The 21,991-nt window shown below is 50.0% G+C and carries 17 protein-coding genes; 9 read left to right on the top strand and 8 right to left on the bottom strand.

Annotation, left to right across the window (positions count from 1 at the left end):
- Positions 1-36: 36 nt before the first annotated feature.
- Entirely contained in the window at positions 37-1,632 is a 1,596-nt protein-coding gene (locus DPO_RS13255; protein WP_006966500.1) for a penicillin-binding protein activator, read from the top strand.
- A 12-nt stretch (positions 1,633-1,644) separates the two neighbouring features.
- Here the strand turns inward: DPO_RS13255 and DPO_RS13260 are convergent, their stop codons facing one another.
- Both DPO_RS13260 and DPO_RS13265 read right to left on the bottom strand, forming a co-directional pair.
- A complete protein-coding gene (locus DPO_RS13260; RefSeq protein WP_006966501.1) occupies positions 1,645-2,973 on the bottom strand; it encodes an ATP-dependent 6-phosphofructokinase in 1,329 nt (442 codons plus the stop codon).
- On the bottom strand, positions 2,970-3,956 hold the full coding sequence (locus DPO_RS13265) for a KpsF/GutQ family sugar-phosphate isomerase (RefSeq protein ID WP_006966502.1): 987 nt from the start codon (positions 3,954-3,956) through the stop codon (positions 2,970-2,972). Before DPO_RS13265 ends, DPO_RS13260 begins: the two co-directional genes overlap by 4 nt.
- Before the next feature lie 277 nt (positions 3,957-4,233).
- Between DPO_RS13265 and DPO_RS13270 the strand changes: the two genes are divergently transcribed.
- The 3 genes from DPO_RS13270 (at position 4,234) to DPO_RS13280 (ending at position 7,742) form a co-directional block, all read left to right on the top strand.
- Positions 4,234-4,506, top strand: coding sequence for a PxxKW family cysteine-rich protein (locus DPO_RS13270; protein WP_006966503.1), 273 nt, complete (start codon positions 4,234-4,236; stop codon positions 4,504-4,506).
- 95 nt (positions 4,507-4,601) lie between these two features.
- Positions 4,602-5,924 carry an aminotransferase class I/II-fold pyridoxal phosphate-dependent enzyme gene (locus DPO_RS13275; RefSeq protein WP_006966504.1) on the top strand — a complete coding sequence of 441 codons (1,323 nt, stop codon included), beginning with the start codon at positions 4,602-4,604 and terminating at the stop codon, positions 5,922-5,924.
- Between the two features lie 24 nt (positions 5,925-5,948).
- On the top strand, positions 5,949-7,742 hold the full coding sequence (locus tag DPO_RS13280) for a chloride channel protein (protein ID WP_006966505.1): 1,794 nt from the start codon (positions 5,949-5,951) through the stop codon (positions 7,740-7,742).
- Between the two features lies 1 nt (position 7,743).
- Here the strand turns inward: DPO_RS13280 and truA are convergent, their stop codons facing one another.
- From truA to DPO_RS13300, 4 genes are read right to left on the bottom strand one after another with little or no spacing between them, the layout of a single operon-like run.
- A complete protein-coding gene (gene truA / locus DPO_RS13285; RefSeq protein WP_006966506.1) occupies positions 7,744-8,487 on the bottom strand; it encodes a tRNA pseudouridine(38-40) synthase TruA in 744 nt (247 codons plus the stop codon).
- A complete protein-coding gene (locus DPO_RS13290) occupies positions 8,471-8,956 on the bottom strand; it encodes a MarR family winged helix-turn-helix transcriptional regulator (protein ID WP_006966507.1) in 486 nt (161 codons plus the stop codon). The genes truA and DPO_RS13290 overlap by 17 nt, the downstream gene beginning before the upstream one ends.
- Positions 8,946-10,097 carry an HD domain-containing phosphohydrolase gene (locus tag DPO_RS13295; RefSeq protein WP_006966508.1) on the bottom strand — a complete coding sequence of 384 codons (1,152 nt, stop codon included), beginning with the start codon at positions 10,095-10,097 and terminating at the stop codon, positions 8,946-8,948. The genes DPO_RS13290 and DPO_RS13295 overlap by 11 nt, the downstream gene beginning before the upstream one ends.
- A gap of 20 nt (positions 10,098-10,117) precedes the next feature.
- The gene (locus DPO_RS13300) at positions 10,118-11,881 is read right to left on the bottom strand and encodes a sensor domain-containing phosphodiesterase (protein ID WP_006966509.1); all 1,764 of its coding nucleotides are present in this window, start codon (positions 11,879-11,881) and stop codon (positions 10,118-10,120) included.
- Positions 11,882-12,103: 222 nt separating this feature from the next.
- Here DPO_RS13300 and argJ point away from each other — a divergent pair, with 222 nt between their 5' ends.
- Positions 12,104-13,285, top strand: a complete 1,182-nt coding sequence (gene argJ / locus DPO_RS13305) for a bifunctional glutamate N-acetyltransferase/amino-acid acetyltransferase ArgJ (RefSeq protein WP_006966510.1) — start codon at positions 12,104-12,106, stop codon at positions 13,283-13,285.
- Complete coding sequence (locus DPO_RS13310; RefSeq protein WP_006966511.1) at positions 13,266-13,997, top strand: pseudouridine synthase; 732 nt, start codon at positions 13,266-13,268, stop codon at positions 13,995-13,997. The genes argJ and DPO_RS13310 overlap by 20 nt, the downstream gene beginning before the upstream one ends.
- On the opposite strand, the gene trpS is transcribed toward DPO_RS13310, so the two are convergent.
- Positions 13,986-14,996, bottom strand: coding sequence for a tryptophan--tRNA ligase (trpS, locus tag DPO_RS13315; RefSeq protein WP_006966512.1), 1,011 nt, complete (start codon positions 14,994-14,996; stop codon positions 13,986-13,988). The two genes, DPO_RS13310 and trpS, sit on opposite strands and share 12 nt — an antisense overlap.
- Before the next feature lie 73 nt (positions 14,997-15,069).
- Positions 15,070-17,742, bottom strand: coding sequence for a CBS domain-containing protein (locus DPO_RS13320; RefSeq protein ID WP_006966513.1), 2,673 nt, complete (start codon positions 17,740-17,742; stop codon positions 15,070-15,072).
- 152 nt (positions 17,743-17,894) lie between these two features.
- On the opposite strand from DPO_RS13320, the gene DPO_RS13325 reads away from it, so the two are divergent.
- From DPO_RS13325 to lysS, 3 genes are all read left to right on the top strand, one after another.
- On the top strand, positions 17,895-19,106 hold the full coding sequence (locus tag DPO_RS13325; protein ID WP_006966514.1) for a type II secretion system F family protein: 1,212 nt from the start codon (positions 17,895-17,897) through the stop codon (positions 19,104-19,106).
- A 4-nt stretch (positions 19,107-19,110) separates the two neighbouring features.
- On the top strand, positions 19,111-20,424 hold the full coding sequence (locus DPO_RS13330; protein ID WP_006966515.1) for a sensor histidine kinase: 1,314 nt from the start codon (positions 19,111-19,113) through the stop codon (positions 20,422-20,424).
- Positions 20,425-20,488: 64 nt separating this feature from the next.
- The gene (gene lysS / locus DPO_RS13335) at positions 20,489-21,985 is read left to right on the top strand and encodes a lysine--tRNA ligase (RefSeq protein WP_328284771.1); all 1,497 of its coding nucleotides are present in this window, start codon (positions 20,489-20,491) and stop codon (positions 21,983-21,985) included.
- Positions 21,986-21,991: the final 6 nt, after the last annotated feature.

Here is a 21,991-nt window from a genome sequence, read left to right on the forward strand (position 1 = left end):
AGCCATTAACCTTGTTATTTGAAAAAAAGAATGGATATGAAACCCAGACAGTTATTGATGATCCGTTTTCTGGTCGGTATGTCAATCATCGTGCTGATGAGTGCGATGTGGGGGTGCGCTGATAAGCCGTCCCGGACATCATCTCAAGATCCGTCCGCAACAAAAATTCAAACCCCTGGCCCGACTGCGCAAACTGCGGCCCGGGTGGAAACACTGGAAACCAAAGCCATCGCGTTGATGCAATCCGGTGAATTGGAAGCGGCGCTTCATGCCTATAACCAGGCACTGGCCCTGAATCCGGAAACACCGCAGAAAAATCGAATCATGAACGGAATCGATCAGGTACTGGCCGAAATGCCCTCGGATTTGATTCAGACTTTTATTGAAACACCGGATCTGGCGGTACCGGAACCCTTGCTGCAATACTGGCTGGGAGTCATCCTTGCCCAGGAAACGAAGTATGCAAAAGCCGTGGACGTATTGACCCGGTTTATGGATCTTTGGCCGGATCATTCCCGGGTTCCGGAGGCACAGGCATGGGTGGCATGGATCCGGCAGGATCGGTTTAAAAAAGACACCATCGGATGTCTGCTGCCGTTGTCCGGCAAATATGCGATTTACGGCCAGAAAGCGTTGAAAGGCATTCACCTGGCCATTCAGGATTTGGCTGAGGCCCACAACCGCAAATTCAATATTGTCATCAAAGATACTCAAGGGGATCCGGATATTGCTGCCGCATGTGTGGATGAGCTGGATCAAGCCAATGTCGCCGGGATTATCGGCCCGCTTCTGGCTGCGGATGAGGCCGGTGCCCGTGCCCAGGAATTGAAAATCCCGCTGATTGCGCTGACCCAGAAGCAAGACTTTGCATTGTCCGGAGAGTATCTGTTTTCCAATTTTATCACTCCCGGGATGCAGGTACAGACCCTGGCAGCATATGTATTCAGAACACTGGGCCTGGAAAAGGTCGCCATCCTTTACCCGGATGAGCCTTATGGCAGGCGCTATATGAAACTGTTTTCACAAGCTGCGGCCGAATATGGCGCTGAAGTGGTGGGTATGCAGACGTATGACGGCAAAAGCAATGATTTCACGGAACCCGTCCGCAAACTCATAAAACGGTTGAGCCAGCCATCGGATTCATCCGGTTCCGTCATTCTTGAGTTCGAAGCTTTGTTCATACCGGATTCCGCATCCCGGATCAATATGATTCTTCCCCAACTGGCTTTTCATGACGCCCGGGGTATGGTGCTGCTGGGAACCAATCTGTGGCATCACCCAAGTCTGCTGGATCAAACCAAAAGATACAACCAGAATACCATTATCACGGACGGGTATTTTGAACACAGCCAAAAGCCGGCCACGGTCCGGTTCACCCAGCGCTTTTCAAACCTGTACGGCGAATCCCCCGGTTTGCTGGAAGCCATTTTTTATGATACGACCCGGATCCTGATTTCAACCGCCATGGACCCTTTGGTGAATTCCCGCCAGGATCTGAAAGACGCCCTTCTGGAAGAAAGAATATTTGAAGGGGCCACCGGCAAAACGCTTTTCAACAGCAACGGCACGGCCCGTAAAGAGCTGTTTCTGATCACCATAAAAAATGACCGGTTTGTGGAACTGGACCGTTGATCCGGCAGTGACTTATCCGCCGAAGTACACATCCTGACCCGTGGCCTCCAGTACCGACTGCCACAGCCGGCCGTTGGGATCCAGTCGTTTCTGCCGCCCGGCAGACGCTTCCATGGGTACATGCACGTAATGGTTGTTCCAGTAACTGATGAGCAGTTTGGTTTTGCCGGCCATGCCGGCATGGACCGCATCGCGTCCCAGCAGACCGCAGAATACACTGTCATTGGCGTTGGCTGCCAGACTGCGGATGATATAGGCAGGATCAATATATTTCAGGGAAACATCCATATTTTTTGACTTGAACCATTCGGTGATTTTATCCTTGAGAAACAGACCGATATCCTGAAGCACGATATTACCGGAAGGATCGTATTTTTTTTCCTTTTTTTCGAAAAAATTCTGTCCGGCGCCTTCCGCCACGATCACCACGGCATGGTTCCGGGTTTTGACCCGGTTTTCCAGTGCCTGAAGAAACCCGTTATCCCCATATAGATCAATATCCACTTCCGGGATCAGCACAAAATTGGCATCCTGCTGGGCCAGTGCCGCCGTGGCCGCCAGAAAACCTGAATGACGGCCCATGAGCTTGATCAGCCCGATGCCGTTGGGATAGGCTTCTGATTCATTATGCGCGCCCTTGATCGCCAGGGTGGCCACATCCACTGCAGAATCGAACCCAAAGGACCGGGATACCAGAAAAATATCATTGTCAATGGTTTTGGGAATTCCCACCACCGAGATCTTTAAATTTCTTTTCTCAATTTCTTCGGCAATTTTTTTGGATGCCATCAGGGTGCCGTCTCCCCCCACCATGAACAGAATCCCGATGCTCATGCGTTCCAGACAGTCTACCACCACACCGATATCCTGGCTGCCCCGGGAAGATCCCAGAATGGTCCCGCCTCTGTCCTGAATACCGGCCACTGTCTCAGGCGTGAGATCCAGAATGTCGTGACCGTAATCCGGAATGAATCCCTGGAGTCCGTGGCGGATGCCATAAATGGTTTTGACATGATAGATGTGGTACAGCTCCAGCACCACGGCACGTATAATGTCATTGAGACCCGGACACAGTCCCCCGCAGGTCACAATAGCGCATTTGAGCTTGCTGGGATCAAAATAGATCTTTTCCCTGGGACCGGCCTGTTCAAAACTGAGCAACGCCTGACAGGTATCCACAGCATCCTGGATATATTCCGTCTGAACATCCACAATGATCCGAGAATCATCAGAAATAAAGGATTGCCGCCGCTGGGTCGACCGGGTCACCCGTTTGATGGGAGAAACAATATTGGCCTTTCCAAGCACCGGAATATCCGTACACAAATCATGGGGTATCATCGATTGCCTCCGTTGAACTTGAAAGATCCTTTACCAAGAATATCATGCAGGTGTAAAATTCCTTCCAGCCGGTTGTCGGAATCAACAATGGGCAGCACCGTGATTTCATATTTTTCCATCAGGTTCAACGCATCGTACAGATAGGCGTCCACACTTGAACAGCGGGGATTTCGGGTCATGACATCGCCGGCCGTCAACCGGTGATAATCCGTGATGCCCCGGGCAATGGCGTGGCGGATATCCCCATCCGTTATAATACCCTGTAATTGCCGGTACCGGTTGAGTACCAGCACAGCTCCCAGGCTGAACCGGTCCATGATCTCCAGAGCGGATGTCATGGTGTCATCCACAAACACACCGGGTGCCTGGTCTGCGGTGAGCATGATTTCACCTACCCGGCTGGCCAGGCGCTGCCCCAGAGCACCGCCGGGATGAGACCGCATAAAATCGGTTTTTTTAAATCTCTTTTTTTCAATCAAAACCACGGCCAGGGCATCTCCCATGGCCAGCTGGGCCGTGGTGGATGCCGTGGGTGTCATATTGAAAGGACATGCCTCTTTTTCCACCCCGGTATCAATGACCAGATCACAATAACGGGCCATGGTGGATGCCGGATTTCCGGTGAATCCGGCCATGCGGCATCCAATACGCCGGATCACCGGCAACAGCTGATTGAGCTCGCTGGTTTCCCCGCTGTTGGAAATGGCAATGAACACATCATGGGGGCTGACCATGCCCAGATCCCCATGCACGGCTTCCACGGGATGAAGAAACATGGCATTGGTACCGGTACTGCTTAAGGTAGCGGCAATTTTGCGGCCGATCAGCCCGGATTTTCCGATGCCGGAGATAATCACCCGTCCCGGTGTATCACAGATATCCTGAACAAGGGTTTCAAAGGCCTGATCCAGTTTTTCCGCCAGGGCTAAAATACCCCGGGCTTCAATTTTCAATACGTCTTTGGCTTTGGATAAAATCATCATTAAAATTTCATGGAGTTATGGTTATTCAATCCATCAATTTATACACCACTCCTCCGATTTTTCCCATAAGAAAAAGATTTTTAAAAAAAATATGCATAAAATGTTGGCCTTTGATTGACATTTGAGCTGTTTTTATGCTATCTGAATGCGGTTAACCATCCGGATTTTAAAAATCTCCAGGAAACCAACAGCCCTGAAACACGTTGCTGACAGGACAATACAGCAGTTTTTCAGGCTTTGATAAATTAAACCCACAAGGATTTAGGAAAAAAGCATCATGATCTGTACAACGATTAGGGAAGGGGAAGACTGTGTATTCATGACAGCCGCCGGCTGCAGCTATAATGAAGGGAACTGCCTGCCGGTCGTGGAGGAATGCATGGGGTGCCAGAGAATGTCTGAATATCCCACGGGCATGTATTGTAAAGCCGCACCGGATCCATCCCTGAAATGGAAAAACGGGTCCTGCAACATGGCCACGCACATCAAAACCACGACGGAAACCAAAAAACAGAAAATCAACCCGATCAAGGCCTCCAAAAGAAGATAGTTGTTTTTTGACCGCATTTTACAAAACTCTGTGGTTTTTCATCTTCAAAAGAAAGCCGCAGAGTTTTTTTTTGATTTTTTGTGAGGAGTCTGCCCATGAACGCGATTGCAAAAGAATTGAACGCCATTGTATCCCAGGCCAATCCCCATGTTTTTGATATGCTGTCCGATATGGGAAAAGCCCTTTTTTTCCCGAAAGGCATCCTCAGCCAGAGCGCGGAAGCCAAAGCCCGGGCCCATAAAATCAACGCCACCATCGGGATTGCCAAACAGGGCGGCCATGTTTTGAACCTGCCTGCCGTGACCCGGTATATATCGGGTATCGAACCGGACGAGTATCTGCCGTATGCCCCGTCTTTCGGACTTCCCGGGCTTCGGGAACAGTGGAAAAAAGACCTGTATGAAAAAAATCCGTCCCTGGCCGGAAAAGAGATCAGCCTGCCCGTAGTTACCTCGGGCATCACCCACGGCGTTTCCGTGGTTTCAGACATGTGGGTGAACCCAGGAGATGTGATCGTGCTGCCGGATATGATGTGGGGTAACTACAACATGACTTTTACGGTGCGCAATCAGGCGAAAATTGTACATTACAAGGCCTTTGATGAAGCATTGACACAATTTAACATTGATGATTTTGAATCCGTGATAACGGCCGAAGCAGGCCGGACCGATAAAATCATCACCATACTCAATTTCCCCCACAATCCAAGCGGGTATTCGCTGAGCCGACAGGAAGCCGACCGGGTGGCAGAGATTCTGCTGACCATCGCACAATCCGGCACCCATGTGGTGGCGGTCTGTGATGATGCCTATTTCGGACTGTTTTTTGAAGAAGAAACCAGCAAAGAATCTTTGTTTGTCAAACTGGCCGGCAAACATGAACGACTGGCCGCCATCAAACTGGACGGTGCCACCAAAGAAGATTATGTCTGGGGATTCCGGGTGGGATTTATCACTTACGGCATGACGGCAGCAGACCCGGCAATGATGAATCACCTGAATCAGTCCCTGGAAAAAAAGACGGCCGGCTGCATCCGGGGCAATATTTCCAACGCGTCCCACCTGGGTCAGACAATTTTGCTCAAAGCCATGGCAGATCCGGAATATCACCCGCAGAAACAGGAAAAATTCAATCTGCTCCAACAGCGGGCCGCCAGAATTAAAACCGTTCTGAAGGACCCAGCATACCGGTCCGGATTTGACGTATATCCGTTCAATTCCGGTTATTTCATGTGCATCCGACTCAAAGATGTGGATGCGGAACAACTGCGGCTCCATTTGCTCGACAAATACGGGGTCGGCCTGATCGCCATTGGCGACCGCAACATCCGTGTGGCGTTTTCCTGCCTGGAGGAAACAGATGTAAAACCGTTGTTCGATATTGTCATGCAGGGCATCAGTGATCTGCGCGCCGTCTGATGCAAAAAAGGACTTTTAAGGAACATGGGATCATTTGACGTCAAAGTCGCCTTCAAGTGGTTGTTGAATTTTGTTCTCATCGGCATGATTGCCGGTTTGGGCGCCGTGATTTTCCATTACCTTTGCGGCCTGGGCATGCATTATTTTCTGGACATGATGGCCGGATACCGGCCGGATGCCCCGGCAGGTGAGCATGCGCTCCTGCCTTCCACCACCACCCCGTTCAACCGATGGATGCTTCTGATTCTGCCGGCTTTAGGCGGACTGTTTTCCGGCTGGCTGGTGTACACCTTTGCGCCGGAGGCCGAAGGCCACGGCACAGATGCGGCCATTGACGCATACCACAATAAAGGCGGTAAAATCCGGAGCCGGATCCCCTTTATCAAGACCATTGCTTCCACCATCACGCTGACCACGGGCGGGTCCGGGGGCAGGGAAGGGCCCATCGCCCAGATCGGTTCCGGGTTCGGGTCGTTTCTGGCCACAAAACTCAATTTATCGGAACGGGAACGCCGCATCATGATGGCCGCCGGTATCGGTGCCGGAGTGGGCAGTATTTTCCGGGCACCGCTGGCAGGGGCCCTGTTTGCGGCTGAAGTGTTGTACCGGGATCCGGATTTTGAATCGGAAGTCATCATTCCGGCCGGTATTTCTTCAGTGGTGGCCTATTGTATGTTCTGCCTTGTTTATGGATGGGGATCTTTGTTTGATTCTCCGGGGTTCAAGTTTCAAAATCCATTGGAGTTAGGCCCTTATATCTTGCTGGCAGGGGTTCTGGTGGTGTTTGGGTATCTTTATGTCAAAGTGTTTTACGGCCTGGTGGAATTTTTCAAAAAACTCAAGGTTCCCAATCATATCAAACCTGCCATCGGCGGGTTGTGTACCGGGATCATCGGTTTTTTTCTGCCCTATACCCTGGCTTTCGGATATGGTATGGCCCAGAATGCCATTTTCAATCAGGTGGCCATCTCCACGCTGATTGCGCTGGCCATCGGCAAAATTTTCACCACATCGTTTTCCATCGGTTCCGGAGGCAGCGGTGGGGTGTTTGGCCCTTCCGTGGTCATTGGCGGGGCTTTGGGCGGAGCGGTCGGTAAAATTTTTCATCTTTTGATCCCTTCCATTGTTACCCATCCGGGGTCGTTTGTGATTGTCGGAATGGCCGGTTTTTTCACCGCCGTTTCCAACACACCGATTTCCACCATCATCTTTGTCAGCGAGATGACCAATTCCTATCATCTGCTGTTACCCAGCCTGCTGGTATGTTCTTTGTGTTACCTGTTGTCCCAGCGATTCACCATATTCAAAAATCAGGTCAAATCCCGGGTGGATTCGCCGGCCCATGCCGGAGAATTCATGATGGATATCCTCCAGACCATGAAAGTGGGCAATCTGGATCATCTGATCAAAAAAGTTCAGTGTGTCAGTGAAAACATGTCTTTTTCCGAATTCAAAACCCTTTTTCAGATTACCAAGCAGCATTATTTTCCCGTGCTGAACGCCAACGGGGAGTTCACCGGCATTTTTTCATCCAACGACATCCGGGAAGTGATTTTCACCATTCATATCGAAGATCTGGTGGTAATGAAAGATATCATGATATCGGATCTGATCACCACCACCCCTGCCCAAGACCTGAACACGGTACTGCATAAACTCACGCAGAAAAACATTGATGCACTGCCGGTGGTGAATGAAACCAATCCCAAAGAACTGATCGGTCTGATCTACCGGCGGGATATCATCGCCCATTACAATCAGCACATTCAAGGAATCCGGGCGGCACACTCAACGAATCAGAATTCCGATCCGGCGTGATTCACCCATAGTTCACCTGTTTGAGAAACAATCCTTTAGCCGGCGCGGTTGCCCCGGCCCAAGACCGGTCTTTTGCCGCCAGAATCTGTTCAAACATGGCAGGGGTCACTTTTCCAAACCCTGCATCCACCAGTGTTCCCATCAGATTCCGAACCATGTTTTTTAAAAATCCATTGGCGCAGACCCTGAATACCAGCCGGTCATCGTCCAGCCGGTCCATCCGTGCCATGAACACCGTCCGGACAGTGGATTTTCTGGGAGATCCCGCATTTTCAAATGATTTGAAATCATGGGTGCCGCATATCGATTCACAGCACTGGTTCATCATGGCCATATCCAATGAACGGTGAATGTGCCAGACATAATTTTTGCCGACGGCACAGGGGGTTTCCCGGTTCAGAATATAATAGTGGTATTCCTTGGAAACCGCAGAATATTGTGCATGAAATGTATCAGGCACCCGGTGGCATGCTGTTAAGACAATGGGAAGTTTCATCAGGCTGTTAACCCCTTTTTTCAGCATCTGGGACGGCAGGGCTGTGTCTGCACAAAAAGAGGCCACCTGGCCCAATGCATGGACCCCGGCATCGGTGCGACCGGAGCCGGCAAGGGTGACGGGCTGGTTGAGTATCCTGGATAATACTTTTTCCAGCTCTCCTTGAACGGTGATGTTTTCCGGTTGCCGCTGCCATCCGGAAAACCCGGTACCGTCATACTCGATGATCAGTTTAAAGGTCTGGATCATGACCGGTATCAGATGACGAAACTTTGGCCAGATCGGCGTTGGCTCCCCGGATCTGACGGGCCAGATTGCGGGCGGTTTCAGGACCCAGAATTCGGGCATAGTTCAGATAAAAGTCCTTGTATACCCGGGCAATGGCAGGTTTGAGTGCCAGCCCTTTGTCAGTCGGAAAAATGGCAATGGTTTTGCCGTGTTTTTTCCTTTTCACCAGTTTCTTTTTGGCCAGAGCGTCAATGAACCGGGTGATGGTGGACGGGGTCAGCTGTAATAAGATGCCCAGTTTCTTGGGATTGATGCCGGGATTATCATACAGAATTAAAAGAAACGACGCATGGGCCGGAGAAAGTTTCAACGGAGCAAACCCGGCTTCCGCCATTTTCAGCAGTTGCCGTGAAAACGCGTTAACACTGTAAAAAAGGCAGTCTTCCAGAAAATGCAGGGATTCATCCCTGTGGAGTGTGTCATCTGCCATGGTCTCTCAGATCGTCGGAAAATCGGTTTTGAATCTCTTTGACCGCGGCTGAATTTTCAATCAGTACCCGAACGCAGTCCGGGTTCAGTTTGGTGCCGGACAATTGCATCAGTTCTTTAAATGCCGCTTCGTTACTCCAGGCCGGTTTATAAGAGCGGTGGCTGGTCAGTGCGTCAAAAATATCAGCCACGGAAACGATCTGGGTTTCAATGGGAATTTCAGCTTTTTTTAACTGATTGGGGTATCCTTTGCCGTCAATGGTTTCATGGTGGGACCCGGAAATGTTTCTCAGCAAAGAAAGCTGATCAAAGGTTGCCACCCCCAGATAACCGGCAATGGTGTCGATAATTTCCCTGCCTTTGGTGGAATGGGTCTGCATGATCTGCCATTCTTCTTCATCCAGCCTGCCGGGTTTGCGCAGAATGCGGTCCGGTATACCGATTTTGCCGATATCATGCAACGGTGCAAACATGAACAAATGTTCAATGGTTTCATCTGTCAGGCCGGGATGTCCTTGTTTGGCCAATTCCCGGGCAATGAGCCGGGTGTACCGGGCCATACGTTCCAGATGATTCCCGGTTTCCGGATCTTTGTAACTGACCAGACTCAGGCAGGAACGGAACGCCCCCACCAGCATCTGGGTGGCTTGCAGCTTATTGACCACCAGGGAATTGATCAGCTGGGCATACAGATCCAGTTTTGCCAGATCCAGCGTTTTGAATACATTTTTTTGGTATGCATTGAAAAACAACATTCCGATAAAGGTTGTTTCATCAAAAAGCGGCGCTGAATAGCTGGCCTGATATCCATTGGCTGCAATTTTTTGAGTGTGTTCATGGGTGCCGTTATTGAATACTGCCATATCATTCACTACCCGGTTTGTTTTCCGGGTCTTGATTTCCATCAAAGACGGTGCGTTTTCCATCAGGCATTCATAAAACTGAAACGGCCGGTCTTCTTTTGCACTTTGAACAAAGGTTTTCAATGTGTTCATCTTTGTATCGAACAGGGCGACGGCAACCCGGTGGATATAAGGAAAATCCTGCTGTATCATCTGATGCAGGCCCTGGATTTTTTCACTCAGTGAAACTGATTTGTACAGGTCTTTGTATCGGCCGGGGGCCAGAATGATATCTTCCATTAAATTGTGTCCGTTTTTCGTCAAGTAGTTCCTTTGATCACATCTGACAAAGGTTTTGGTTGACTATAATAGTATCCCTGGGCATAATCAACACCCAGTTGTTTTAATTGTTCGGTAATGGCCTTGTTTTCGGCGAATTCAGCCACCACTTCAATGTTCCGGACCTTTGCGGAATGTATCATCCCCTGCATATCTGTTTTCAGATATGGATCCTTCAGAATTTTTTTTACATAGCTGCCGTCGATTTTGATGATATCCATGGGGAGCCGGGAAAAGCTCTGATAGTTGGAATAACCGATGCCAAAATCATCAAACGCGGTCTTGCATCCCAGTTTTTTCAGACGTCTTACCAGATCCAATGCCACGTCATTGTCCTTGATCTCAGCGGTTTCAGTGAATTCAAAACAAAACTTTCCCGGATCGATACCGCTGGCCCTGATCGTTTTTTCTATGAACGCATATGTGCCTTCCCGGGACACGGACAGGCCGGACAGGTTGATGGAGCAAAGGGACAGGCAAGCCACGTGGCCGGGATGTTTTTGCAGTGTGGTCATGGTGTGTTCGATCACGTATCTGTCAACGTCAACTGCCAGCCCCAGTACTTCGGCAGCCGGAATGAACAGTTCCGGAGACAAAAGATTGCCCTTGGGATCCAGTATTCTGGAAAGCACTTCATAATGGGCACGGTTATTGTCAATGGTCCGGGCATATGGACTGATGGGAACGATCTGCTGGGCAAAAAGGATGAGCCGCCTTTGTTGAAGTGCTTCCCGGATGATGCGTTCCAGCCCCAGATAGCCAGGCCCTTCATCCAGCACGGTTTCAATTTTATTCCGCCCTTTTTTTTTGGCCAGACTGCATGCATGGGCTGCCAGAGATGCGGCATTGTGCAGTCTGGTGTCCCGGGTGATTGGGGTCACTCCCTGGCTGATACTGGTAAAAAAAGGGGACTCTTCAGTCCGAAGATTCAAAGTGATGAACGATTCTTTCAAGCGCCTGGCCAGTGCCAAAGCACCGTCCACCGAAGTGTCAGAAAGATACAAGATAAACTGATCTCCCAGAAACCGGGCAGTGACAATATCTTTGGGCCGGGTTCCTTTTTGCCGGATCTGATTGAGCAGCCAGTTGGCAATTCTTTTCAATGCCCGGTCACCGGCCATTTGGGACCCATAGGTGATGGTTCTGAAATAATCCACATCCAGAAATAACATGGCAGCCTGGTAACCCTTTTTATCTGCAAGGGCATTTTTCTTTGTTTCATTGACCGTTTTTTCAAACTGCTGCCAGGTCATCAATCCGGTCAGCGGATCGTAGGATGCCTGATTTTTCAGCTTTTGATGCAGGTTGAACTGTTTGGTGTTGTCGGAAATAATGGCCAGAAACCCCAAAAGATCATCGGAATCAGACCAGATCTCATTGATGGTCAGGGTAATGGGCAGGTTGCATCCATTTTTGTCCACCAGAGCGAACGGGATATCATCATTATGGTGAAGGGGCTCGGCACTGGGAAACGTCTTCTGAATTCCGATCAGATTTGATCGGGTGACAACCTCCATCTTCCGGTGGCTGACATAGTCTTGAAATTTTTCTTCATGATTTTTTTGAAAATCTTTCTGGAGTATGACTTCAACCTTTCGGCCGATGAGGTCGGTTTCCGTGTAACCTAAAACAGCGGTCACTCCTTTATTCATTCTCCGGATAATTCCTTGATGATCCACCACCAGGATCGCATTGGTCTCAAGTTCGCCGATGGCATTGAGAATATCTTCGGTTTGAATCTGCACGTGAAAAATCCCATGGAAAATAATTTATGAAAAAAATATCTCTTTTTTTCCAGTCCCTTGTGACAGGCTATCATATATGAAGATACCGGCAACTGAAGTCAGATGCTTTCTGTTTTAATGAATACCAGTGAAAATAATCCTTGTCAATCCATTTACACCATCCGTCACCAAGGCTATAATTCGTTATTTTCAAATATGGACGGGTCAAAAAAGGTGGTTGAAATGAAAGGGTTTGCGTTTGCCGGTATCTATGCGGGGATCAAAAAAAACGGGATCAAAGATCTGGGATTGATCCTTTGTGAAAAGCCGGCCACGGCCGCAGCAGTGTTCACCAGAAACCAGGTCCGGGCCGCTCCGGTGATCCTGGGTCAGCAAATGATACAAAAAGGGGTCTGTCAGGCCGTGCTGGCAAACTCCGGCAATGCCAACTGCTTTACCGGTGAGCAGGGCATTGAAGATGCCCGCCGCACGATTCGGATCGTGGCAGATACTTTCGGGATTCCCCGGGATCTGGTCATGGTGTCTTCCACCGGGGTGATCGGGGCTCCGCTGCCCATGGAAAAATTTGAAACCGGGATACCGCAGCTGAAAACACAGATCCACACCGGGACCCTGGCGGATTTTGCCGCTGCCATTCTCACCACGGATCTTAGCACCAAAATCGTTGAGATGACCGCAGATATGGACACGGACCAGGGCCGCCGGACCATTACCATGAAAGGGGTGGCCAAGGGATCCGGCATGATCCGGCCGGACATGGCCACCATGCTGGCCTATGTGATCACCGATGCCCATATCAGTGTTTCAGATCTGAAACAGGCGTTGACATCAGCCTGTGATAAAACCTTTAACCGCATCACTGTGGACGGGGACACGTCCACCAACGATACCCTGCTGTGCCTGGCCGGGGGTACAAGCAATGCCCATATCACCGACGATGCCTCCCGGGCCGTGTTTCAGGATTTGCTGGAAAAGGTCTGCCTGGATCTGGCCACCCAGATTGTCAGAGACGGGGAGGGGGCCACCAAACTGGTACAGATCACCGTGAAAGGCGCTGCCACAAAGCAGGATGCGTTCAAGGCGGCAGAAGCCATTGCCCATTCCAACCTGGTCAAGACCGCTGTTTATGGAGAAGATCCCAACTGGGGACGGATCACGGCGGCTGCCGGCCGGTCCGGAGCCAGAGTTGATCCGGACCGGATGGATCTGTTTTTTGATACCGTGGCCCTGGTCCTTCAGGGAAAATGGCAGGGGAAAAAAGCGGAAAAACAAGCCGCAGAAATCATGAAAGCCTCCGAAATCTCCATGACCCTGGATCTGAATCTGGGGGACCATACAGATCAATTTCTGTTCTGTGATTTCAGTGAAAATTATGTCAAAATCAATGCCGACTACCGGTCCTGATCCTGAAAACCAGCCCATGCGGTTGCAGAAATTTCTGGCCCGGGCCGGGGTATGTTCCCGGCGGGCGGCCGAAGATTTGATTGTCAACGGCCGTATCCGGATCAACGGAAACCGGGTCATCACCCTGGGCACCAAGGTTACTCCCAAAACGGATATGGTTCAGTTTGACAACATCCGGGTAAGCCTGCCCCAGCAAAAAGCATTCATCTATATTGTCGTCAACAAACCCGTGGGCGTGGTCACCTCCTGTGCCAGAAAACACGGGGACAAAATCATTCTGGACCTGGTACCCCTGCCGGACCGGATTTTTCCGGTGGGACGGCTGGACAAGGATTCCCAGGGACTGGTGCTGCTCACCAATGACGGGGACCTGCACAACAAACTGTCCCATCCCTCTCACAACCATGAAAAAGAATACAAAGTGACCACGGTCCATCCGGTCAAAGACACGGACCTGGCGGCCATGGCCAAGGGTATGATCCTTCAGGGGAAAAAAACCCGGAAAGCCCGGGTTAAAAGAATTTCCGACACACAGTTCATCCTGGTGCTCAAACAGGGGCTGAACCGCCAGATCCGGAAAATGGTGGGCAAAACCGGAAACCGGGTCGCTGTGCTGGAACGGATCCGCATGGCCAATGTGACTTTAGGCAATCTCGCTCCCGGGGCCTGGCGATACCTGACCCCGGAAGAAATCAAGGGGCTAACCCAGTGACCGGATCCCGATGGCGGACCGGATCTTTTGCAGAAACGGCACGGAAAAGGCTCTGGCTTTTTCCGCCCCTTTGGCCAGAATCTCTTCAATATCTGTTGGATTTTTGATCAGCTCATTATACCGTTGCCGGGGCTCGGCCAAAATGGCATTGATATACTCGAACAATTCCTGTTTCATCACCCCCCAGGCGATCCCCTCCCGGTAGCGGTCCGCCATGGCACACGTCTCCGATTCCGTGGCAAAGGCCCGATAAATGGAAAACAAGGTACAGGTATCCGGGTCTTTGGGTTCATCCGGTCCCAGAGAATTGGTCTGGATCTTCATGATCATTTTGCGCAATTTTTTTTCCGTGTCAAACAGCGGGATAAAATTGTTGTAGCTCTTGCTCATTTTCCGGCCGTCCAGACCGGACAGGACGGCGGTATTGTCATCCACCACCACCTCGGGCAAAACAAACAGATTTTCATACACATGATTGAACCGGGCCGCGATATCTCTGGTCATCTCCAGATGCTGAATCTGGTCTTTTCCCACCGGCACCTTGCCGGCGTTGAACATTAGAATGTCGGCCGCCATGAGAATGGGGTATGAAAACAGTCCCATGGTGATGGCCTGGTCCGGGTCTTTTTTTCCGTCGGCGTCATTTTCCTGAACCTTTGCCTTGTAGGCATGGGCCCGGTTCATGAGCCCTTTGGCGGTAAGACACGTTAGAATCCAGGTCAGTTCCGGGATTTCAGGGATATCCGACTGCCGGTAGAACACGCAGTTGTCATGATCCAAACCCAGGGCGATCCAGGCGGCAGCGATCTCCAGCGTGGATTGCTGCCGTTTTTCAGGATCATGATTTTTGATCAATGAGTGGTAGTCTGCCAGAAAATAATAAGAGGTCAGGTCCGGATTTTTGCTGGTGGCCACAGCCGGCCGGATGGCGCCTACGAAATTACCTAAGTGCGGGGTGCCGCTGGTGGTGATGCCGGTCAGAAAATCTGCATTTTTCATTCAAATATCTTTCATCATCAAAAATTTACGTAAAAAAAATGGATTCAACCATAAAGTGCCGGTTTTATCAATATCAAATCATGTTGTTTTCCCGGGCATATTTTATGGCAAAATCCATCTCTTTTTCCCGGGTATCCAAATGGCCGTCCAGCTTGGCATTACGCACTTCATTTAAAATCTTTGTAAAGGCCGGCCCGGGTGTCACCCCGATACGGATCAGGTCTTTGCCCCGGATTTTGGGTGTCACATGACGGAATTGGGTATAGAAATTGGAGATATCCCTGCGAACCGCCTCATTTTTTGTCAATGCCATCATATACAGGACAAACACGGTATTGAAATTGATCAATGCCCAGTAAAGCTTCTGCCGGGAAACCGGATGATTGGACTCGATGAAACCCAGCCGGTTTTCCGCCTTGTACCGTGTTTCCAGCAGCAACTGCCGTTCTCCCACCGGAATCATGAGCCGGTCACAGATCTGTTCACTGACCTTGAAGGTGCACCGATGGAGCAGCACCATGAAATACACGGCCCATCGGGGATAGGTTTCTTGTACATACAACAGATCATGCCAGGTCAGGGTTTTGTTAGCGGATTCCAGTATCTGGTAGGTGGCGGGAGTAATTTCCAGCCGGGGATGAATCACTTTTTCAAGCCCGTAATCCGTCATACTGCGGATGGCGGGAATGGGATCTTCTTCACTGAAGATCTGCTTGAGCTCAGACAACACCCGCAGGCCGCTCAAATTTTTAAAACAGTCCACTTTAATGGCATTGCGAATCAGGTTGGCGGTCACCTTGCCGATGTCGAATCCAAACCGGTTGGCAAACTTGATAGCCCGGAATATCCGGGTGGGATCCTCCACAAAACTTAAATTGTGAATGGTGCGGATGGTTTTGTCTTTCAAATCCCTTGTGGCTCCGAAATAATCGATCAGGGTACCGAAGGTATCGGCATTCAGACTCAAAGCCAGGGTGTTGATGGTGAAATCCCTGCGGGCCAGGTCCCGTTTGATGGAGCTTTTCTCCACAATGGGCAGGGCGGCGGGAAAATCATAATATTCCAGCCGGGCCGATGCCACATCCACTTTAATCTGCTCGGAAACAATAACCACAGCCGTACCGAATTTTTTATGCGTATTCACCCGGCAGTTCAATTTTTCAGCCACATATCTGGCAAAAGCGATGCCGTCGCCTTCCACCACAATATCAATGTCATCCACGGTTCGCTGCAAAAGCAGATCCCGGACAAACCCGCCCACCACATACAGATTCAGCCCCAGTTCGTCACCGGCCGCGCCAATGGATTTAAGCAGATCCATGGTCCGGTCGTCCAGACGCTGGGCCATGAGATTATGAATCCGGCGTTTCCGGGCATTCTGTTTTTTAAATACCAGCTGATCCGTGCGTTTCACGGCTTTGTCATGCTGTACCAGAAAATTGAGCAGGTCCGTGCGGGTGATGACCCCCTTGATTTCTTCATGATCGATCACCGGAATGATCCGCTGTTTTTTTTCAATGATCTGGTATTCGATTTCAGCCAGGTTGGCATCTGAGGAAATAAATGTGGCTTCCGAGTTCATGTACTCTTCCACCGGCCGGGTCTTGAGCTGATGAAACAGGATTTTTTCCACCACCTGGCGGGTGATGTATCCTTCATAGGAACCGGAGTCAGGATTCACCACCAGCAGGGTGTTGATATTATACCGGGTCATGGTGTTGCCGGCCTGTTCACAGGAAGCGCCCGGTTCAATGGTGATGGCCGGAGAAGACATCAAAGAGCGCGCCACCTGAATTTGCCGGGTTTCTTTTTTCAACTGATCGATGAGCAGATGCTCCACCTGGGCCAGCGTATGGTTCTCGATTTTGGCGGACGCGGCATAGGCGTGGCCCCCGCCGCCGAACATGGACAGAATCCGGCCCACATCCACCTCGGGGATCCGGTTTCGGGCAATGATATGCACCTTGTTTCCCATGAGCACTACGGCAAAATACAATTCCAGGTTTTCCATGCGCATCACTTTCTGGACAATGGATGCCAGATCCGTGATATAGGTATTCGACGAGATGGTGGAGATATGAACATCCAGCCCGTTGATCTGATGCCGGGTCATTTCATTGAGCAGATCATTGAGCCAGGAGATCTGTTCCGCTTTGATTTCTCTGACCACCAGGCTGACAACGGTATTAAGGCTGGCTCCGCAGCCCAGCAGAAATCCGGCCTGGATGAAGTCCGCCGGTGTGGTGGAAGCGTATGTAAACACCCCCGTGTCTTCATAGATGCCCAACGCCATGACCGTGGCTTCTTCCGGAGTAATCGGGATATTTTTTTTCTGAAGGATTTCGCATAAAATGGTGGTGGTGGCGCCATAGGATTTAAAAACTTCCATGGCCGGTGTCACATCATCAGGTCCGGGCGGATGGTGGTCATACACATGGATGGCCACCTCTTTTTTTTCCAGCAGTTCTTTCACACCGGTCAGTCGGTTTTTCTGGCGGGTGTCCACCAGCACCAGGGTTGAGGTGTCTGAAAAATCGATAAAGGCCGGGTCTGCCATGTTGAACAGATACCCCATGGAATGAATGAAAAAATCCCGCAGGGTTTTTTCCTGGGATCCGGGAAAGATGATCCGGGCGTCCGGATAGAGCTTCTGGGCCGCGAGCATGGCGGCGATGGCATCATAATCCGCATTCACATGACTGGTAATGATGGTTTTGGCGGTACTGCCTTTTTTTTTGGGGGCCACAACACAACTCCTGTTGAGATTGAATATCGAATGATATATAAACTATCTGTATATATTTTACAAATAATACGACCCCCGGTTGAAACACATCTGCAGCCGGACCCGTGATTCGGTTTCGGATCTGCAAAACAACCCCGATTAAAGGATATGTTATGTCTGATGTTTATCTGTGGAAAGGCAAAAATCCCAGGGGAAGATCCGTCAAAGGAGAAATGACGGCGGAAACCCCGGAACAGGTCCGGAATATGCTGGTCAGACGAAAAATCACTCCGGGAAGAATCAAAAAAAAGCCCAAAGACCTGTTTGAAAACATAAAATTTTTTCAGCCCAAGGTCAAAGACAGTGATGTCATCATCTTTGCCAGACAATTTTCCACCATGATCGATGCCGGACTCCCTTTGCTCCAATGTCTGGAAATTCTTCAGGCCCAGCAGGAAAACCCGACCTTTAAAAAACATCTGAAAAAAATCAAGGAATCAGTGGAATCCGGCGACACCTTTGCCGATGCCCTGAAAAAATTTCCATCCGATTTCAATGAATTGTTTGTCAACATGATTGCTGCCGGAGAGGCCGGGGGTATTCTGGATGTCATTTTGAGCCGGTTGTCCGCATACATGGAAAAAATGGCGAAATTGAAAAAACAGGTCAAAGGGGCCATGACCTATCCCATCATCACCATTATTGTGGCGATCATCGTGGTGGGGATCATCCTGGTATTCGTGATTCCCGTATTTGAAGAAATGTTTGCCAGCATGGGATCGGCATTGCCGGGCCCGACCCTGCTGGTCGTGGCTTTGAGTAATTTTGTGGTGGCCAATATCGGGTATATTCTGGGCGCCATATTCGGAACCGTGTTTGTGGTCCGGCGGTTTTACAAAACCAAAAAAGGCCGGATACTCATGGATGATCTGTTTCTGCGGCTGCCCGTGATGGGGATTTTAATCCGGAAAGTGGCGGTGGCTAAATTCACCCGGACCACCAGCACCATGATGTCGTCTGGCGTGTCCATTCTGGAAGTATTGGATATCGTGGGCCGCACCGCAGGAAACAAAATTGTGGAATTTGCCATTCAAGACGTTAAAGCCGGTATCTCCGAAGGCCGGTCCATGGCGGACCCGTTGCTGGAAAGCGGGGTATTTCCCTCCATGGTCTGTTCCATGATTGCCGTGGGGGAGTCCACGGGCGCCCTGGACACCATGATGGAAAAAATAGCTGATTTTTATGATGACGAGGTGGATCAGGCTGTCAAAAATCTCACAGATATGATCGAACCCTTTATGCTGGTCTTTTTAGGAGTGGTGGTGGGAGGACTGGTCATCGCCATGTATCTCCCGATTTTCTCCATGGCAGGCGGTATTGGATAGGTCCATGTCCACAGACCCGTTTCTGGATCGATCAGACCGGGAGCAGCAGCTCAAATGGATTGTCCTGGCCCGGATGATTTTCTGCATTGTGCTGATTTTTTCCAGTCTGGTCTTTTCCACGGGCGAAAATCTGTCTTTTTTGTCCCAGCCGTTTGTGACATTGTATTATCTGGCTGCTGCCATTTTATTGCTGTCAGTGGGGTACGGCCTGTGGCTCAAACAAAAAAAAAATCTGCTGGTTCTGTCTTATGCCCAGATTCTGGCGGACACGGTGTCAGTCACGGGGATCATTTATGTCACCGGCAGCCTGGACTCCATTTTCACATTTTTGTATCTGCTGATCATCATTTACGGGGCCATGCTGGTATTTTTGCGCGGCAGCCTGATTATTGCCGGAGTTTCCAGCATTCAGTACGGGCTGTTGATCGTGCTGGAATATTATCATACGATACCGCCTTTTTCAGGCCAGCACACCGATCCGGCGTCTCTGAATCCCAGTCTGATTTTTTACCGGATTTTCATACTCATGTTTGCGTGCCTGGCTGTGGCATATTTAAGCGGTATATTGGCCAGACAGCTGAGACGGGCACGCCAGGATTTGAAAATCACCCATGCCCATTACAGACGGGTGGAAAAAATGGAAGTGATGGATGAAATGATTTCCGGAATTGCCCATGAGATTAAAAATCCCCTGGCTTCTTTGGCCGGATCCATTCAATTGCTCAGAGAAGACACGGCTCCCGGCAGCAGGGAAGACCGGCTCATGAAAATTATTCTTCGGGAAACCGAACGCCTGAAAACCATTGTCGATGACATCCGATTGTTTGCCAAACCCGGTCAAGCCAATGCAATACCGGTGATGGTTCATCAGGCCGTCAGGGATGTGGTCTCTTTGTTTTTGAATTCCGAAGAATTTAAAAACAGGATTCAGGTTGTCACCCATCTGGATGAAGGCCTGAGTGTTCACATCGATCCGGTTCATCTCCAGCAGGTTTTGTGGAACCTCATCAAAAATGCAGCCCAGGCCATTCCCGGCAAAGGAAAAATCATTATCACATTGACAGCCCCCCGGAATCAGCGGATTTATCTAACCATTTCAGACAACGGGCAGGGGATTGAACCAGACAATACCCGCCATATTTTTGATCCTTTTTATACCACCAAACCCGAAGGCACGGGACTGGGCCTGCCCATTATTCACCGGCTCATTGAAACCTATGGCGGTTTGATCGATTTTGAATCCATCCCCGGCAAAGGAACGGTTTTCACCATCATATTCAAACCGGCCGGATCGGTGGAAGATCCAACAAAATCTTGACAACCACCCGGCAAACAGGCTATCTAATTGTGTTTTATCGTATTGAAACTCAAAAAAGACTATAATGGAAATAACAACACCCATGGATAAAGACACCCGGATCATCCAGGCCAGAAAAGAAAAAATTACCGCCATCAAGGAAAAGGGAATCCCTTTATATCCCAATGATTTCAAGATTTCATGCACGGTGGCACAACTTCGGCACATCATTGATACTGACCCGTCCTCTTTAGGCGAAAACGGCAAGACATTCAAACTGGCCGGCCGGATGATGGCCATCAACAAGATGGGGAAATCCTCTTTTGTCCGGTTCAAGGACGGGTCGGACCAGATGCAGTTGTATATTCAGAAAAATAAAGTGGGAGAGGATACCTACGATCTGTTCAAAAAACTGGATATCGGAGACTTCATTGGTGTTTCCGGCCCGCTGTTTCAGACAAAGACCGGCGAGTGGACCATCCTGGCCACGGATTTCAGACTGCTGTCCAAAGCATTGCGGCCATTGCCGGAAAAATTTCACGGCATCAAGGATCCTGAGAAAAGATATCGTCAGCGGTACCTGGACCTGATCATGAACGACGGCACCCGGAACATCTTTATCACCCGAAGCAAAATCGTTTCTGCCATGCGTCGGTTTTTTGAAGAACACGATTTCATGGAAGTGGAAACGCCCATGATGCAACCCTTGCCCGGAGGTGCCGAAGCCACCCCTTTCAAGACCTGGCACAATGCCCTGGGCATGGAACTGTTTTTGCGGATCGCGCCGGAACTGTACCTGAAGCGCCTGGTGGTGGGGGGCTTTGAAAAAGTATTTGAAATCAATCGAAATTTCAGAAACGAAGGTGTATCCACCCGGCACAACCCGGAATTCACCATGGTGGAATTTTATCAGGCCTATGCGGATTACCAGGATTTGATGGGTTTAACCGAAAACATGTTTGCCGATATTGTCGAAAAAATCAGCGGCAACACCGTCATTGAGTACCAGGGCCACACCATTGACTTCAAACCCGGATGGCAGCGGATTTCCATGATGGAATCCTTGTCTTCCATCGGCGGCATAGATCCTGAAATGATCCATGATACCCAGTCATTGCTGGCTTTTGCAAAAGACCGCCAGATCCAGATCACCAAAACCGAAAGTCACGGCAAAATTTTGACCAAATTGTTTGACGTGCTGGTGGAACCCAAACTGATTCAACCCACATTTATCACGGGATACCCTGTGGAAGTATCTCCGTTGTCCCGGAAAAGCGAATCCGACCCGAACCTGACGGACCGGTTTGAACTGTTCATTGCCGGCCGGGAGATCGCCAATGGATTTTCCGAAATCAATGACCCGGAAGATCAGCACAACCGGTTCCTCATGCAGGTGCGCCAGCGGGATGAAGGAAATGATGAAGCCCACATCATGGATGCGGATTATGTGGAAGCCTTGGAATATGGTATGCCGCCCACAGCCGGAGAGGGCATCGGCATCGACCGGCTGGTGATGCTGCTCACGGATGCGGCCTCCATTCGAGAGGTTATTTTGTTTCCCCATATGAAACACACCCACTGATTATTG

Origin of the sequence: Desulfotignum phosphitoxidans DSM 13687, from assembly GCF_000350545.1 — a bacterium.
GTDB classification, from domain to species: Bacteria; Desulfobacterota; Desulfobacteria; order Desulfobacterales; family Desulfobacteraceae; genus Desulfotignum; species Desulfotignum phosphitoxidans.

What these genes read in the sequence shown, in the direction of transcription:
- DPO_RS13255 (WP_006966500.1), top strand. Translation starts at nt 37, where the DNA reads ATGAAACCCAGACAGTTATTGATGATCCGTTTTCTGGTCGGTATGTCA.
- DPO_RS13260 (WP_006966501.1), bottom strand. Translation starts at nt 2,973, where the DNA reads ATGATACCCCATGATTTGTGTACGGATATTCCGGTGCTTGGAAAGGCC.
- DPO_RS13265 (WP_006966502.1), bottom strand. Translation starts at nt 3,956, where the DNA reads ATGATGATTTTATCCAAAGCCAAAGACGTATTGAAAATTGAAGCCCGG.
- DPO_RS13270 (WP_006966503.1), top strand. Translation starts at nt 4,234, where the DNA reads ATGATCTGTACAACGATTAGGGAAGGGGAAGACTGTGTATTCATGACA.
- DPO_RS13275 (WP_006966504.1), top strand. Translation starts at nt 4,602, where the DNA reads ATGAACGCGATTGCAAAAGAATTGAACGCCATTGTATCCCAGGCCAAT.
- DPO_RS13280 (WP_006966505.1), top strand. Translation starts at nt 5,949, where the DNA reads ATGGGATCATTTGACGTCAAAGTCGCCTTCAAGTGGTTGTTGAATTTT.
- truA (WP_006966506.1), bottom strand. Translation starts at nt 8,487, where the DNA reads ATGATCCAGACCTTTAAACTGATCATCGAGTATGACGGTACCGGGTTT.
- DPO_RS13290 (WP_006966507.1), bottom strand. Translation starts at nt 8,956, where the DNA reads ATGGCAGATGACACACTCCACAGGGATGAATCCCTGCATTTTCTGGAA.
- DPO_RS13295 (WP_006966508.1), bottom strand. Translation starts at nt 10,097, where the DNA reads ATGGAAGATATCATTCTGGCCCCCGGCCGATACAAAGACCTGTACAAA.
- argJ (WP_006966510.1), top strand. Translation starts at nt 12,104, where the DNA reads ATGAAAGGGTTTGCGTTTGCCGGTATCTATGCGGGGATCAAAAAAAAC.
- DPO_RS13310 (WP_006966511.1), top strand. Translation starts at nt 13,266, where the DNA reads ATGCCGACTACCGGTCCTGATCCTGAAAACCAGCCCATGCGGTTGCAG.
- trpS (WP_006966512.1), bottom strand. Translation starts at nt 14,996, where the DNA reads ATGAAAAATGCAGATTTTCTGACCGGCATCACCACCAGCGGCACCCCG.
- DPO_RS13325 (WP_006966514.1), top strand. Translation starts at nt 17,895, where the DNA reads ATGTCTGATGTTTATCTGTGGAAAGGCAAAAATCCCAGGGGAAGATCC.
- DPO_RS13330 (WP_006966515.1), top strand. Translation starts at nt 19,111, where the DNA reads ATGTCCACAGACCCGTTTCTGGATCGATCAGACCGGGAGCAGCAGCTC.
- lysS (WP_328284771.1), top strand. Translation starts at nt 20,489, where the DNA reads ATGGAAATAACAACACCCATGGATAAAGACACCCGGATCATCCAGGCC.